The sequence below is a fragment of the Streptomyces sp. NPDC101118 genome (assembly GCF_044759445.1).
Taxonomy (GTDB): Bacteria; Actinomycetota; Actinomycetes; order Streptomycetales; family Streptomycetaceae; genus Streptomyces.
Genome location: NZ_JBIVZG010000003.1, coordinates 633,388 through 648,287 on the forward strand (window position 1 = coordinate 633,388; position 14,900 = coordinate 648,287).

Here is a 14,900-nt window from a genome sequence, read left to right on the forward strand (position 1 = left end):
CCCGTGAACGACGAGACCGCGCACGACAGCACGTACGAAGACCCCTACCTGATCATCTCCTCCGACTGCCACGCGGGCCTGCCCACCGAGCAGTACCGCCCCTACCTCGACTCCCGCTTCCACCCGCAGTTCGACGAGTTCCTCGGCGAGCGCGACGCCCGCCGCGAGGAGGCCACCCGGCTCGGCATCCGCAACGAGGCCTTCGCCGAGAAGTGGTTCCAGGACAACGAGGAGGGCCTCAGGGGCGGCTGGGACACCGCGCAGCGCCTGAAGGAACTCGACGGCGACGGCGTGGCCGGCGAGGTCGTCTTCCCCGACGCGGACGCCGTCGACAGCCAGACCGCCGCCCCCTTCGGCGTCGGCCTCGGCCTCTCCGGCGACCAGGACCCCGACCTCGGCATGGCCGGCGCCCAGGCGCACAACCGCTGGCTCGCCGAGTTCGTCTCCGAGAACCCCGAACGCCACTGCGGCGTCGCCCTGCTCCCCGTCACCGGCGACCCCGACGAGGTCGTCGCCGAGATCCACCGCGCCAAGGAGTCCGGCCTCGGCGCCCTGATGATCCCCTCGATGTGGGTGGACAAGGCCCCGTACCACGACCGCCGCTACGACCGGATCTGGGCCGCGGCCGCCGAGACCGCCATGCCCGTGGTCACCCACTCCGGCGCCGCGCCCCGCCACGAGTACGGCGACCACCTCGGCATCTACGTCTCCGAGGTCACCTGGTGGCCCGCCCGCCCCCTGTGGTTCCTGCTCTGGTCGGGCGTCTTCGAGCGGCACCCCGGCCTGAAGTTCGGCGTGGCCGAGTCCGGCTGCTGGTGGCTGCCCAACCAGCTGTGGTTCATGGACCGCCTCTACCTCGGCGCCCACGGCGGCAAGAAGCTCTCGCCCTTCGCAGAGCTGAAGCGGCCCCCGAGCGAGTACCTCGACCGCCAGGTGTTCGTCTGCGCCACCAACACCAAGCGCCGCGAACTCGCCCAGCGCTACGAGATCGGCGTGGACAACATCCTCTGGGGCTCGGACTTCCCGCACCCCGAGGGCACCTGGCCCAACACCCGCCAGTGGCTGCGCAACACCTTCCACGACATTCCCGTCGCCGAGACCCGCCGCATGCTCGGCCTCGCCGCCGCCGAGGTCTTCGGCTTCGACACCGCGAAGCTCGCCCCCCTCGCCCGCCGCATCGGCCCCACCCCGGCCGACCTCGGCCAGTCGCCCGACCAGGCGGCCGTCGAGGCATCCTGGGCCCGCTCCCGCGAGACCGGCCGCCACTGGCTGACCGGCGGCGACTTCCCGGTCCTGGGGGTGAACGGATGACGGCCGACCGCCCGGACGGCACCGGGGACGACCGCTACACGGTCATCTCGGCGGACTGCCACGCCGGCGCCGACCTCCTCGACTACAAGCCGTACCTGGAGAAGAAGCACCACGACGACTTCGACGCGTGGGCGGCCACGTACGTCAACCCGTACGAGGACCTCCTCGCCGACACCGCCGACCGCAACTGGAACTCCGACCGCCGGCTCGCCGAGCTGGAGGCCGACGGCATCGTCGCGGAGGTCGTGTTCCCCAACACCATCCCGCCCTTCTTCCCCAACGCCTCCCTGATGGCGCAGCCGCCCACCCGCGCCGAGTACGAGCAGCGCTGGGCCGGGCTGCAGGCCCACAACCGCTGGCTCGCCGACTTCTGCGCGCAGGCGCCGGGCCGGCGCGCCGGCGTCGTCCAGATCCTCCTCAACGACGTGGACGCGGCCGTGGCGGAGATCCGCCGAACCCGCGAGGCTGGCCTGACCGGCGGCATCCTGCTGCCGGGAGTCCCGCCCGGCTCGGCCGTCCCCGAGCTGTACTCCGAGGTCTACGACCCGATCTGGGCGGTCTGCGACGAACTGGCCGTCCCCGTCAACCACCACGGCGGATCCGCCTCGCCGCCGCTCGGCCCCGAACCCGCGGCCCGCGCGGTGTTCATGGTGGAGACCACGTGGTTCTCGCACCGCGCCCTGTGGCACCTGGTCTTCGGCGGCGCCTTCCGGCGCCACCCGAACCTCAGGCTGGTGCTCACCGAGCAGGGCTCCGGCTGGATCCCGGGCGTGCTCGACATGCTGGACTACTACCACGGCCGCCTGGTCTCCGCCGCGACCCGGGCCGCCACGGCGGAGTCCAAGTTCGGCGCGGGCCTGGCGGACGCGATGGGCAAGGGCCCGAGCGAGGTCTGGCGGGACAACTGCTTCGTGGGCGCGAGCTTCATGCGCCCGCACGAGGTGCCGCTGCGGGAGCGGATCGGCCTGGACAAGATCATGTGGGGCTGCGACTACCCGCACGACGAGGGCACGACGCCGTACTCCCGCGAAGGCCTCCGCATCGCCTACGCGGGCCTCCCGCGGGAGGAGGTCGCCGCCATGGCCGGCGGCAACGCGGCCCGCGTCTACGGCTTCGACCTCACGCTGCTGGACGCCCTGGCCGCCGAACACGGCCCGAAGGTCGCGGAGATCGCCGAGCCCCTGACGACGCCCCCACCCGAAGCCACCAGCCCGGCCTTCGCAGCGGGGGGCTCGGTCCGGGTCTGGTGAGGGTCCCCGCCGGGGCGGCTCAGAACGCGCTCAGGCGCTTGATCCGCTCCGGCGGGATCCGGTCGATCCCCTCCACTTGGACGTTCGCGCCGATCTCGATCCGGAGCCGGCCGAGATCGGCGAGCGGGTTCAGGTCGTACCCGCTGCCGGAGCCGGTCAGAACGAGGCGTTCGAGTGAGGGCAGCTCGCGGAGCGCGGCAAGCCCTCCCGGGGCGCCGCAGTTGCCCAGGAACAGTTCGGTGATCCGCGGGTGGGCCAGGACGGGGGTGAGGTCCAGGTCCGGCTGGTCGAGCAGGTTGAGGCTGCGGAGCTGGTCCGGCGAGGGAAGCCTGGCCAGGTCGGCCAGGTACTGGAGCCCGCTGACGGTAAGCGCCGCCAGTTCGGGCCAGTGGTCCAGGGAGTCGAGCCGGTACCCGGGACGCGTCAGCGTGAGTCCCTTGAGCGACGGCGGGGCCGGTACGTCCGACACCCGCCCCGTGCCGGTGCCGAGCCCCAGCCAGGTGAGGGCGGGCATTCCGGCCAGGGGCGAGAGGTCCGGCTCCCTGGGCAGGTCGGCCAGCGCCAGGCTCGCCAGGGAGGGGAACGCGGCGAGGGGCGTGAGGTCGGCCAGCCCGGGGCAGTCATAGAGGCCGAGGTACTCCAGCTCCGGGTGTGACGTGAGCGGCGTGAGGTCCGTCAGGGCGTTGCGGAAGAGCACCAGGCTCGTCAGCTGTCGGCCGGTCAGCCAGTCCGGGATGCCGGCGGCGTCGCTCAGGTGCACGCTCCGCACGTCCGGCAGTCCGGCCACCGCTTCCTCCTGCTCGGGGCCGCTGACCGTGAGCATGGTGTCGCCCAGAGGCACGCCGGCCAGCACCTCGGCGGCGTACGCCCTGGCGTCGAACCACTGCCAGCAGTTGGCGACCACCCAGCGCACGGGACGGCGGGCGTCCTCCCGGAACCGCCGGATCACCCCCATCGCCCGCTCCCCGCCGACCAGCGCCGCTGTCCGCACGCACCCCGCCGCCTCGTCCTCCGACAGCCCCGCAGGGCCCGGCAGCAGGTCCAACACCAGCTCCCCGGCCTTCGCCAGCTCCTCCGCCTGCTCCGGTGTACGCGGCGGCAGGAGTTCCGCCGTCCGGGACTCGACCTCGCGGCGGAGGGCCGGGTCCAGCTCCGGTGCGTGCTCCAGGCAGGCCGCGGCCAGCAGCACGAGCCGGTTGCGGGCGCCCTTGACCCTGTCCGCGCGCTTCAGAAGTCCCCTCAGGATGCGGGTCCGTTCGTCCGGGCGGGCGTGACCCACCGCCATGCGGACCACGTCGTCCCACGTGTCGTCCTGCGCGTTCTTCACCAGCACGCCGAAGTCCCGGGACTCCACCGCCGCCTTGGCACCCAGGTAGTCCTGGAAGGTGCGGTGGACGAAGTCCACCGCCCCGGGCACCGGTTCGCGCAGCAGCCCGCTGCGGATCAGCAGGTGCGTGAGCACCTGCTCCGCGTCGCCCTGTGCGCGGACCTGCGGCATCGCCTCCAGCCACTCTGCCACCATCTCGACGGCCTCGCCCCGGCCCGCCTCCACCTGCCCGTTGCGGATCAGCCAGTATGCGAACCGCTGGAGCAGCGCGGTCTGCTCGTCCCGCGTGAGGTAGACCCCCTCCACCCCGCTGATCTCCCGCTCGGTGTCCCGCCGGACCAGCAGCATGTCCAGCGCGGCGTCGTAGAGCTCCTTGCGCGCCCGGGGGAGCTGCATGCGGCGGTCCCGGTTCAGGGCGCACAGCAGCGCGCACATCAGCGGGTTGGTCGCCAGCCGGCCGAGGTCGCGCCGGGCGGAGACCGCCTCCAGCAGCGAGGTCTCGTACTCACCGAGCTCCTCGCCAAGGCAGTCGGCACGGGCGGCACGGTGCCAGTGCGCGACGAAGGCCGCCACGTCCTCCCGCTCCATCGGCAGCAGGGTGTGCGGCACGAACCCCTGCCCGGCCAGCCAGTCCTCGGGCACCGCCGACGGCCGGGTGGTCACCACGTACCGCGCCTTCGGGAAGGCCGTCACCAGCGACCGCAGCCAGGCTTCCGTACGGGCGCGCAGCCGCTGCGGCACCTCGTCCACGCCGTCCACCAGGACCAGCGCCCTGCCCCTGAGCATCAGCTCCTCGGCCCAGCCGGGCGGAGCCGACAGCGGTACGCCGGACGCCTTGAGGAACTCCTCCGGCAGCGGCAGGTGCTCTGCGGTGGTGAACGAGCGCAGCCGCAGCACGAACGGCACGCACGTGCTCCACGGACCACCCGCCTGCCGCGCCGCGTTGACGGCGAGCCACTGCAGCAGCGTGCTCTTGCCCGAGCCTGCCGGGCCGCGCAGCAGCACCCGGTCCGCCGCGCCCAGCGCCTGCTCGGCCTTGGCGGTGGTCTGGTGCAGGCCGGGCTCACCCGGCACCAGGTGCTGCTCACCGCTCACCGCGAGGCTGATGTACGCAAGGTCCAGCGGCCACTCCTGCCGCCGGCCGGTCGTCAGGCCGAAGAGCTGGAGGCGGCCGTACGCCTCGGCCACGTACGCCGCGTACCGTTCCTCGAACGCGTGGGCAGCCCCGTCGCCACCGTCCGCCAGCCGGTCCACGGAACGCTTCAACTCGCCTGCTCGGCGGACCAGTTCCACATCAGCGCGGGCCCCGAACGACGGCAGCGTGGTCAGGTACTCCACGGTGTGCGCGCACGCCAGCCGGATCAGGTCCCGGCACACGGCCTCGGCCTCCGGGCTCAGGCCGGCGGCCGCCGGTACGGGCGCCTTCGCCGCCAGGACCGCCGGGTCCAGGTCCGCCGCGAACAGCGCGTCGGCGTCCAGCGGCCCCAGCCCGGCGAACGCGTCGGCCACTGCGTCCAGGGCCGCCAGCCGCTCGTGCTCCGGCAGCCGCGCCACCGCCGGGCCCAGTCGCGCCGCCAGCCCCTCCGCCAGCCGCCGCAGCTCCGGCTCGCCCAGCTCCACCGGCCGCTGCCAGCGTGCCGCCGGCCGGACCGCCCGGTCCGCGATGCCGGCCCCCGGCACCTGCCCCAGCCGCGAGCGGTACAACCAGCCCGCGGCCGTACTCGCCGTCCGCAGGACGGCCGTCTCGATCCCCGTCATCCCCTGTCGCCCCCCTTGACGTCGCCGCCCGGAACCTACCCACCGAACCCCCGGTAACCCCGCCGGATACCGATCGGTAACAACCCCTGGCGCCCCCGCACGGGCGGCTCTATCTTTCGCTCATGCCGAACCTGCCCGACGTGGTGCTGTGGTCCATACCCGCCTTCGTGCTGCTCACGGTCGTCGAGGTGGTGAGCTACCGGGTCCATCCCGACGACGGGGCCGCCGGCTACGAGGCCAAGGACGCGGCCACCAGCATCACCATGGGTCTGGGCAGCCTCGGGTTCGACCTCCTCTGGAAGGTCCCCGTCGTCGCCGTCTACGGCGCGGTGTACGAACTGACCCCGCTGCGCGTCCCGTTCCTCTGGTGGACGGTGCCGCTCATGCTCCTCGCGCAGGACTTCTGCTACTACTGGCAGCACCGCGGCCACCACGTCGTCCGCCTCCTGTGGGCCTCCCACGTGGTCCACCACAGCAGCCGGAAGTTCAACCTCTCCACCGCCCTGCGGCAGCCCTGGACCGGTGCCACCTCCTGGCCCTTCTACCTGCCGCTGATCGCGCTCGGCATGCACCCGGCGGCCCTGGCGTTCTGCTACTCGGTCAACCTCGTCTACCAGTTCTGGATCCACACCGAGCGGATCGGGAAGCTGCCCCGCCCCGTCGAGTACCTCTTCAACACCCCCTCCCACCACCGCGTCCACCACGCCTCCCAGGGCGGCTACCTGGACCGGAACTTCGGCGGGATCCTCATCCTCTGGGACCGCCTCTTCGGCTCCTGGACGGGCGAGACGGTCAAGCCCGTCTACGGCCTGACCAAGAACATCACCACCTACAACCCGCTGCGCGTCGCCACCCACGAGTACGCCGCCATCGCCCGCGACGTACGAGCCGCAGCCTCCTGGCGCGAGCGTGCCGGCCGCCTCTTCGCCGGCCCCGGCTGGCAGCCGCGGCCCGTCCCCACCGCGGGGTCCGTCCCCACCGCGGGGTCCGGACCCGCAGCCGGTCCCGGACCGGCCGCCGACCTCGTCCCCACCGTCGAGCCCCTCACCACCACCCCCGCGCCCACCCCCACGGAGTCCCCCGCATGACCGCCCCAGCCCCCTCCGCCCCGCGCCCCGCCGGCCCCCGGATCCCCTCCTGGGCCCAGCCCCGGCTCGCCGGGCGGCGCGAGAGCGTCGGCCGCGCCCTGCTGTACGCCTTCGGCGCCGCGAGCGCCCTCGACCTGGTCGCGCTGCTGGCCGGCTGGCACCCCGGACACCTGATCGCCAAGCCGCTGCTGATGCCGCTGCTCGTGGCGTACGTACTCACCCGCCGCGCCCCGCGCCTGCTGGTCGCCGCCCTCGCGTTCGGCTGGGGCGGCGACGTGGCCCTGCTCTTCGACGCCGACCTCGCCTTCCTCGTCGGCATGGGCTCCTTCGCCCTCGGCCACGTCTGCTACCTCTTCCTCTTCGGCAGGGGCTCCGGCAGCGGCTCCGGCAGGGACCGCGTCCCCCCGCTCGTCGGCGCCGGGTACGCCGTCGCGCTCGTCACCACCGTCGCCCTGCTCTGGTCCGACCTCCCGGCCGGGCTGCGCGGCCCCGTCGCCGGGTACAGCCTGCTGCTCACCGCCATGGCCTGGCGGTCCGGCGCCCTCGGCCGCACCGCCGCCGCCGGCGGAGCCCTCTTCCTGCTCTCCGACACCCTGATCGCGACCGGCGTCGCCGAGTGGCCCCAGCCGCCCGGCCCCGACTTCTGGATCATGGCCACGTACCTGGCGGCCCAGTACCTGCTGGCCACCGGAGCCCTCACCGAGCGGCGGGGCGTACGGTAGGGAGGTCACACCCCGACACCCCCGACCGACCCCGAGGAACGCCGAACATGCGCGCCACCGTCATCCACGCCCCGCACGACATCCGCGTGGAGGAGGTGCCGGACGCCGCCGTACGCGAGCCCAAGGACGCCGTCGTCCGCGTCCTGCGCGCCTGCATCTGCGGCAGCGACCTGTGGGCCTACCGCGGCGAGGCCCAGCGCCAGCCCGGGCAGCGCATCGGCCACGAGTTCCTCGGCATCGTCGAGGAGACCGGCTCCGAGGTCTCGGGCTTCCGCGCCGGCGACCTCGTCGTCGCGCCCTTCATGTGGTCCGACGGCGTCTGCGACTACTGCACCGAGGGCCTGCACACCTCCTGCGTGCACGGCGGCTTCTGGGGCTCGGTCGGCTACGACGGCGGCCAGGGCGAGGCCGTCCGCGTCCCGCACGCCGACGGCACGCTCGTGAAGCTGCCCGCCGACGCGGCCTCCGACGACCACCTGCTCACCGCCCTGCTCGCCCTGTCCGACGTCATGGGCACCGGCCACCACGCGGCGCTGGGCGCCGGCGTCCGCGAGGGCGCCACCGTCGCCGTGGTCGGCGACGGCGCGGTCGGGCTGTGCGGCGTGCTCGCCGCCAGGCGGCTGGGCGCCGGCCGCATCATCGCCATGGGCCGTCACGCCGCCCGTACCGACATCGCCAAGCTGTTCGGCGCGACCGACGTCGTCGCCGAGCGCGGCGAGGCCGCCGAGGCCGCCGTCCGCGAGCTGACGGGCGGCCAGGGCGCGCACTGCGTCATCGAGGCCGTCGGCACCGAGCAGTCCATGCGGACCGCCGTGAACATCACCCGCGACGGCGGGGCCGTCGGTTACGTCGGCGTCCCGCACGGCAGCGGCACCGGCCTGGACCTCGGTGTGATGTTCGACCGCAACATCACCCTGCGCGGTGGCGTGGCACCCGTCCGCGCGTACCTGCCCGAGCTGCTGAAGGACGTCCTCGACGGCACCATCGACCCGTCCCCGGTCTTCGACCGCGCCGTCTCCCTCGACGAGGTGCCGGACGGCTACCGCGCGATGGACGACCGCAGCGCCCTGAAGGTCCTCATCAAGCCCTGACCGGCCCAGGACACGGCGAAGGGCCCGGGCGGGATCTGATCCCGCCCGGGCCCTTCGTGTTCCGTCACCCGGCTCGTGCCGGCGTCGGCGGTGTGCCGGCGCCGTCCCTCCAGAGAGCCGCGGTCCCGTCAGCCCGGTCCCGTTCCCGGGGCCGTTGCCCGACTGCTACTCGACGGCGCGCAGCGCGTTGACGATGCCCGCTCCGTAGTAGCCCGTCTGGGTGCCGTACGACTCGCAGGTGGTCGCGTCGACCAGCGCGCCGGTGGCGTCGTAGATCTTGTCCGGGCACTCGGCCTGGTCGGCCTGTGCCTTCATCAGACCCTGCACCTGACCCGGCGTCAGCCAGGGGCGCTTGCTCTTGATGAGCGCGGCGACGGCGGCCACGTGCGGACCGGCCATCGAGGTGCCCTGCTTGTAGCCGTAGCCGCCGCCCGGGAGGGTCGACAGCACGCGGCCGTTCTTGTCCGGGGTGTCCGGGATCTGCCACTTGTCGCCGCCGGGGCCGGCGACGTCGATGACACCGAGGCCGTAGCTCGAGTAGTACGAGCGCAGGCCCTGGACGCCCGTGGCCGAGACCGACACGACGCCCGGGAGCTGCGTGGGCAGGTCCAGGCACTTGCTCGGGTCGATCGTGCGCGGCACCGGGGTGGTGTCGTTCGGGCTGGTGGTGTCCTCGATCGAGTCCGCCGCCAGGTCCCAGTTCGAGTTGCCGGCGGAGGCCACGTTGAGCGTGCCCTTGCGCTCGGCGTACTTCGTGGCACGGCCGATCGCCTCGACCAGGGCCTTCTGGTCCGCGTCGTCCTTGCAGTTGAAGTACCACGGGTCGACGTAGTAGCTGTTGTTCGTGACCTCGATGCCGTGGTCGGCGGCGAAGACGAAGCCGCAGACGACCGCCTCGGTGTAGAACAGGCTGGTGGCGGGCTCGGAGACCTTGATGCCCGCGACCTTCACGCCCGGCGCGACACCGCTGATGCCGATGCCGTTGCGCGCGGCGGCGATGGTGCCCGCCACGTGCGTGCCGTGGTCGCTGCCGTCCGCGTACGGGCGCCAGGCGCCGTCCGTGGTGTCCGCGACGCCGCCGACACAGTTGGCCGACTGCTCCTTGGAGAAGTTCGGGGCCAGATCGGGGTGGGTGTCGTCGACACCCGTGTCGATGACGCCGACCGTGACCGACTGGCTGCCATCGTTGATCTTGTGCGCCTCGTCGGCCTTGATCGTCCGCAGGTCCCACTGGTTGGGCTCGAGCGGCTCCTCGCCCGGAGCGGCCTCGGCGGCCGCCTTGGCGGCGTCCTCCGCGCTCAGCACCTGGGTGGCGCCCTCGTCCGTGGTCTGCACGACCGACAGCGGGGCCGTACGGGTGGCGCCCGCGGAGCTCACGCCCTTGACGGCGCGGATCTGCTTGGCGAAGTCCGGGTTCTGGGAGTGCGCGACGATGACGCCGATCTGCTCATAGGCCGTCACCACGGTGCCGCCGGCCAGCTCGATCGCACGCTGCACGTGCTTCGACGTGCCGGGGCCGTAGCGGTCGACGTTCACCACGTACGAGAGCTTGGGGCCGGTGGTGTCGGAGGCGGCCGCGGTGACCTCGTCCAGGGTGGCGGCGGAGGCCGACACCGAGGGCAGGAAACCGAGCGAGGCCGTGAGCGCCAGGCCGACCGGCAGCGCCAGGGCGCGCCGTCGTCTGGATCCCAGATGAGCCATGGGTTCTCCACATCATCCGTGAAAAAGCCGTCCCCACGCAGGTCGCGTTGGACGGGTACATGACGAGTGAAGCTAGCGCCGATCTTCCCGCACAAGCAATGAATTCCGAAAGAAAAATCGGGTGTTGAACCGTCCTGCCCCGTCAGCCGTGCCGTTGACAGGGGGAGGGCGCCATTCCGTCCCCCCTCGGAGGTCGTTTTGTCCGTCCCCACCGCACCCGCCCCGCAGGGAGAACCCGTGAGCACCGAAGCGCCCCCGCCCCGCAGCACCGAGGACGGCCGCCCGCCCGGCCCGTCCCCCGAGGAGTTCGCGGCCGTCCAGGACAGCCCCGAGTTCGCCGAGCTGCGCCGCTCGTACCGGTCCTTCGCCTTCCCCCTGACCGTGGCGTTCATCGCCTGGTACCTGCTGTACGTGCTGCTGTCCAACTACGCGGGCGGCTTCATGGGCATCAAGCTCTACGGCAACGTGAACGTCGCCCTGGTCCTCGGCCTCGCCCAGTTCGCGACCACCTTCCTCATCGCCTGGTGGTACTCCCGGCACGCCGCTACCGCCCTGGACCCCAAGTCCGAGGCCATCAAGGCCCGCATGGAAGGCACGGAATGAGCCACCCCCTCCTCGCCCCGGCCGTCCCGCTCGCGGCCGGATCGGCGACCGAGCACCGCCCCCTGATCATCACGCTCTTCGGGCTCTTCGTCGTCGCCACCCTGATCATCACCGTCTGGGCCGGCCGCCAGACCCGCGACGCCGCCGACTTCTACGCGGGCGGCCGCCAGTTCACCGGCTTCCAGAACGGCCTGGCCATCTCCGGCGACTACATGTCCGCCGCCTCGTTCCTCGGCATCGCCGGAGCCATCGCCCTCTTCGGCTACGACGGCTTCCTCTACTCCATCGGCTTCCTGGTGGCCTGGCTCGTCGCCCTGCTGCTGGTCGCCGAGCCCCTGCGCAACTCCGGCCGCTACACGATGGGCGACGTCCTCGCGTACCGGATGCGCCAGCGGCCCGTACGCACCGCGGCCGGCGTCTCCACCATCGTCGTCTCCATCTTCTATTTGCTCGCGCAGATGGCCGGCGCCGGCGTGCTCGTCTCCCTGCTGCTCGGCATCACCAGCGACGGCGGCAAGGTCGCGATCGTCGCCCTGGTCGGCGTACTCATGATCGTCTACGTGACGATCGGCGGCATGAAGGGCACCACCTGGGTCCAGATGGTCAAGGCCGTCCTGCTGATCGCCGGCGCCCTGCTGATCACCTTCCTGGTGCTCCTCAAGTTCGACTTCAGCGTCTCCGAGCTGCTCGGCAAGGCCGCGGAGAACAGCGGCAAGGGCGCCGCCTTCCTGGAGCCCGGCCTGAAGTACGGCGCCACCGCGCTCTCCAAGCTCGACTTCATCTCCCTCGGCATCGCCCTCGTCCTCGGCACCGCCGGCCTGCCGCACATCCTGATCCGCTTCTACACCGTCCCCACGGCCAAGGCCGCCCGTAAGTCCGTGAACTGGGCCATCGGCATCATCGGCGCCTTCTACCTGATGACCATCGCCCTCGGCTTCGGCGCCGCCGCCCTGCTCGACCGGGACGCGATCATCGCCTCCAACAAGGCCGGCAACACCGCGGCGCCCATGCTCGCCGAGGCCGTCGGCGGCGGTGCCGGCTCCACCGGCGGCGCCGTCCTGCTGGCCGTCATCTCTGCCGTGGCCTTCGCGACCATCCTCGCCGTGGTCGCCGGCCTCACCCTGGCCTCCTCCTCGTCCTTCGCCCACGACCTCTACGCCAACGTGATTCGCAAGGGCAACGCCACCGAGAAGGAAGAGGTACGGGCCGCACGCTGGGCCACCGTCGGCATCGGCGCCGTCGCCATCGGCCTCGGCGCGCTCGCCCGCGACCTCAACGTCGCCGGCCTCGTCGCACTCGCCTTCGCCGTGGCCGCCTCGGCCAACCTGCCGACGATCCTCTACAGCCTCTTCTGGAAGCGCTTCACGACCCAGGGCGCGCTCTGGTCGATTTACGGTGGCCTGATCTCGTCGGTCGTCCTGGTGCTCTTCTCGCCGGTCGTCTCCGGCAAGCCCACCTCGATGTTCAAGGACGCCGACTTCTCCTGGTTCCCCCTGGAGAACCCCGGCATCATCTCCATCCCCCTGGGCTTCCTGCTCGGCTGGCTCGGCACCGTCCTCTCCAAGGAACCGGCCGACCCGCAGAAGTACGCCGAGCTGGAGGTGCGCTCCCTCACCGGCACCGGAGCCCACTGACACCGCCCGTACACCCAGCGTGACCGCGTCGTACTTCTCTACGACGCGGTCGCGCCACGTCTCGTTCCTTTGGGCACCTCTCCCTGTAACACGCGTCGCGTAGGCTCGAACATGTAGTGATCCTCTACAGATTCCGGACACGGGAGGGGGCCCACAGTGCTCATCGACACCTTCGGCCGAGTGGCCACTGACCTGCGTGTCTCGCTCACCGACCGGTGCAACCTGCGCTGCACGTACTGCATGCCGGAAGAAGGCCTGCAGTGGCTGGGCAAGTCCGACCTGCTGAGCGACGACGAAATCGTCCGCCTGGTCCGGATCGCCGTCACCCACCTCGGCATCACCGAGGTCCGCTTCACCGGCGGCGAGCCCCTGCTCCGCCCCGGCCTGGTCGGCATCGTCGAGCAGTGCGCCGCCCTGGAGCCGCGCCCCAGGATGTCCCTCACCACCAACGGCATCGGCCTCAAGCGCACCGCCGCGGCCCTCAAGGCCGCCGGCCTCGACCGCGTGAACGTTTCGCTCGACACCCTGCGCCCCGAGGTCTTCAAGACCCTCACCCGCCGCGACCGCCACCACGACGTGATCGACGGCATGGCCGCCGCCCGCGACGCCGGCCTCACCCCGGTCAAGGTCAACGCCGTCCTGATGCCCGGCCTCAACGACGACGAGGCCCCCGACCTGCTGGCCTGGGCCGTCGCGGAGGGCTACGAGCTGCGCTTCATCGAGCAGATGCCGCTGGACGCCCAGCACGGCTGGAAGCGCGACGGCATGATCACCGCGGGGGACATCCTCGCCTCGCTGCGCACCCGCTTCACCCTCACCGAGGAGGGCGCCGACGAGCGCGGCTCCGCCCCGGCCGAGCGCTGGATCGTCGACGACGGCCCGGCGACCGTGGGCGTCATCGCCTCCGTCACCCGGCCCTTCTGCCGGGCCTGCGACCGGACCCGGCTCACCGCGGACGGCCAGGTGCGCACCTGCCTGTTCGCCACCGAGGAGTCGGACCTGCGGGGCGCGCTGCGCTCGGGCGCCCCGGACGAGGAGATCGCCCGCCTGTGGAAGGTGGCGATGTGGGGGAAGAAGGCCGGCTCCGGACTCGACGACCCGTCCTTCCTCCAGCCCGAGCGGCCGATGTCAGCGATCGGCGGCTGACCACTCCGCCAGGGGCACCACGTCCTTGAGGAACCCCCGCACGCCCAGGAACTGGGAGAGGTGTTCGCGGTGCTCCTCACAGGCCAGCCACGTCTTGCGGCGGTCCGGTGTGTGCAGCTTCGGGTTGTTCCAGGCGAGCACCCAGACGGCGGGCGCGCGGCAGCCCTTGGCGGAGCAGACGGGGGCGGAGTTCTCGTCGGGGCCCTGATCGGCGAAGAGGTTCACGCCTCAACCCTAGAAGATCCGGAAACGACGACGCCGAGCAGCCACGGGGGGAGCTGCCCGGCGTCGGTCTGTCGCTCCGACGGGGGATGCGGAGCGCGTAGGCAGTATGTCACGCAGGACCCGGTGCGGTGCACCGGAACTTCATGATTGATCTGAGCTTTTCTTGAGGTTTCCCGCCTCCAGCGCCGGGCGCACCGGCGCCGGGACGAAGTGGGAGGGCAGCGAAGGCGCCCGCTCGCGGCCCGCGTTGGCGATGACCACCGCCACGTAGGGGAGCAGCGCGCCCGCGACCAGCGTCACGACCGCGATGTGCCGCTCCACGTTCCAGAGCACCACCGTGAGGATCACCGAAATGGTCCGGATGCCCATGGAGATGACGTAACGGCGCTGGCGGCCGCGCACGTCCTCGGCCAGTCCCTGCCGGGCCCCGGTGATCCGGAAGACCTCGGCTCCGTTCCGCTTCCGCATCGTTCCACCACCCGTTCCGCACGCCGGACACTCCCTTGTCCGGACACCCCTCCACGGTACGCCCGGCCCGGCGGGACGAGGAGAGGGGGGTACCGCCAACGGCGCAGGCCCGCTCCCGGGTCCCCCGGACGGGCGTGCCCGACATGCGGCGTACGGCGCACGGGACGAGACTGACCGCACATGCGCATCAGCGCGCGCGAGGAGGCGACATGAGCTGGTTGTGGGCGATCATCGTCGGATTCGTGCTGGGTCTGATTGCCAGGGCCATCCTGCCCGGCAAGCAGCACCAGCCGCTGTGGCTGACCACGGTGTTCGGCATCCTGGGCGGTGTCCTCGGCAACGCGGTCGCCGGCTGGATCGGGGTCGCCGAGACCCGGGGCATCGACTGGACGCGCCACCTGCTCCAGCTGGCGGGCGCCGTCGCCGTCGTGGGGCTGGGCGACATGCTCTACCTGCAGCTCCGCGGCAAACGCCGGACCGCCTAGACGAGTAAGTCCGAAGCCTGCTCAGTGGTCGTAGGCGATGAGTGACCTGGTCAGTGGTGTTCCGTTGGCTCGGTTGTGCCAGATGGCTGCT

Annotated in this window: 13 protein-coding genes; 9 read left to right on the forward strand and 4 right to left on the reverse strand. The window is 72.1% G+C overall.

Features of this window, described 5'->3' with window-relative positions; genetic code table 11:
- The first annotated feature begins 3 nt into the window (after positions 1 to 3).
- Positions 4 to 1,311 carry an amidohydrolase family protein gene (locus ACIQUQ_RS08785; RefSeq protein WP_403972829.1) on the forward strand — a complete coding sequence of 436 codons (1,308 nt, stop codon included), beginning with the start codon at positions 4 to 6 and terminating at the stop codon, positions 1,309 to 1,311.
- Positions 1,308 to 2,561 (forward strand): amidohydrolase family protein, encoded by a 1,254-nt coding sequence (locus ACIQUQ_RS08790; protein ID WP_403972832.1) that lies wholly within the window; start codon positions 1,308 to 1,310, stop codon positions 2,559 to 2,561. The genes ACIQUQ_RS08785 and ACIQUQ_RS08790 overlap by 4 nt, the downstream gene beginning before the upstream one ends.
- Positions 2,562 to 2,580: 19 nt before the next feature.
- Here ACIQUQ_RS08790 and ACIQUQ_RS08795 read toward each other — a convergent pair whose 3' ends face one another.
- Entirely contained in the window at positions 2,581 to 5,646 is a 3,066-nt protein-coding gene (locus ACIQUQ_RS08795; RefSeq protein ID WP_403972835.1) for an NACHT domain-containing protein, read from the reverse strand.
- 122 nt (positions 5,647 to 5,768) lie between these two features.
- Between ACIQUQ_RS08795 and ACIQUQ_RS08800 the strand changes: the two genes are divergently transcribed.
- From ACIQUQ_RS08800 to ACIQUQ_RS08810, 3 genes are read left to right on the forward strand one after another with little or no spacing between them, the layout of a single operon-like run.
- A complete protein-coding gene (locus ACIQUQ_RS08800) occupies positions 5,769 to 6,734 on the forward strand; it encodes a sterol desaturase family protein (RefSeq protein WP_403972837.1) in 966 nt (321 codons plus the stop codon).
- A complete protein-coding gene (locus ACIQUQ_RS08805) occupies positions 6,731 to 7,456 on the forward strand; it encodes a lysoplasmalogenase (RefSeq protein WP_403972839.1) in 726 nt (241 codons plus the stop codon). Before ACIQUQ_RS08800 ends, ACIQUQ_RS08805 begins: the two co-directional genes overlap by 4 nt.
- A gap of 47 nt (positions 7,457 to 7,503) precedes the next feature.
- Positions 7,504 to 8,547, forward strand: a complete 1,044-nt coding sequence (locus ACIQUQ_RS08810; RefSeq protein ID WP_403972841.1) for a zinc-dependent alcohol dehydrogenase family protein — start codon at positions 7,504 to 7,506, stop codon at positions 8,545 to 8,547.
- Between the two features lie 165 nt (positions 8,548 to 8,712).
- Here ACIQUQ_RS08810 and ACIQUQ_RS08815 read toward each other — a convergent pair whose 3' ends face one another.
- Complete coding sequence (locus tag ACIQUQ_RS08815) at positions 8,713 to 10,248, reverse strand: S8 family peptidase (RefSeq protein WP_403972843.1); 1,536 nt, start codon at positions 10,246 to 10,248, stop codon at positions 8,713 to 8,715.
- Positions 10,249 to 10,485: 237 nt separating this feature from the next.
- Here ACIQUQ_RS08815 and ACIQUQ_RS08820 point away from each other — a divergent pair, with 237 nt between their 5' ends.
- The 3 genes from ACIQUQ_RS08820 to moaA all read left to right on the forward strand — a co-directional run bounded on the left by ACIQUQ_RS08820 (position 10,486) and on the right by moaA (position 13,631).
- Entirely contained in the window at positions 10,486 to 10,851 is a 366-nt protein-coding gene (locus ACIQUQ_RS08820; protein WP_403972846.1) for a DUF485 domain-containing protein, read from the forward strand.
- On the forward strand, positions 10,848 to 12,485 hold the full coding sequence (locus tag ACIQUQ_RS08825) for a cation acetate symporter (protein ID WP_403972848.1): 1,638 nt from the start codon (positions 10,848 to 10,850) through the stop codon (positions 12,483 to 12,485). The genes ACIQUQ_RS08820 and ACIQUQ_RS08825 overlap by 4 nt, the downstream gene beginning before the upstream one ends.
- Positions 12,486 to 12,641: 156 nt before the next feature.
- A complete protein-coding gene (gene moaA / locus ACIQUQ_RS08830) occupies positions 12,642 to 13,631 on the forward strand; it encodes a GTP 3',8-cyclase MoaA (protein WP_403972850.1) in 990 nt (329 codons plus the stop codon).
- Here the strand turns inward: moaA and ACIQUQ_RS08835 are convergent.
- Both ACIQUQ_RS08835 and ACIQUQ_RS08840 read right to left on the reverse strand, forming a co-directional pair.
- On the reverse strand, positions 13,614 to 13,856 hold the full coding sequence (locus ACIQUQ_RS08835; RefSeq protein ID WP_403972852.1) for a hypothetical protein: 243 nt from the start codon (positions 13,854 to 13,856) through the stop codon (positions 13,614 to 13,616). The two genes, moaA and ACIQUQ_RS08835, sit on opposite strands and share 18 nt — an antisense overlap.
- Before the next feature lie 141 nt (positions 13,857 to 13,997).
- Positions 13,998 to 14,324, reverse strand: coding sequence for a DUF3099 domain-containing protein (locus ACIQUQ_RS08840; RefSeq protein ID WP_399940410.1), 327 nt, complete (start codon positions 14,322 to 14,324; stop codon positions 13,998 to 14,000).
- A 209-nt stretch (positions 14,325 to 14,533) separates the two neighbouring features.
- Between ACIQUQ_RS08840 and ACIQUQ_RS08845 the strand changes: the two genes are divergently transcribed.
- Positions 14,534 to 14,809 (forward strand): GlsB/YeaQ/YmgE family stress response membrane protein, encoded by a 276-nt coding sequence (locus ACIQUQ_RS08845; RefSeq protein WP_403972854.1) that lies wholly within the window; start codon positions 14,534 to 14,536, stop codon positions 14,807 to 14,809.
- Positions 14,810 to 14,900: the final 91 nt, after the last annotated feature.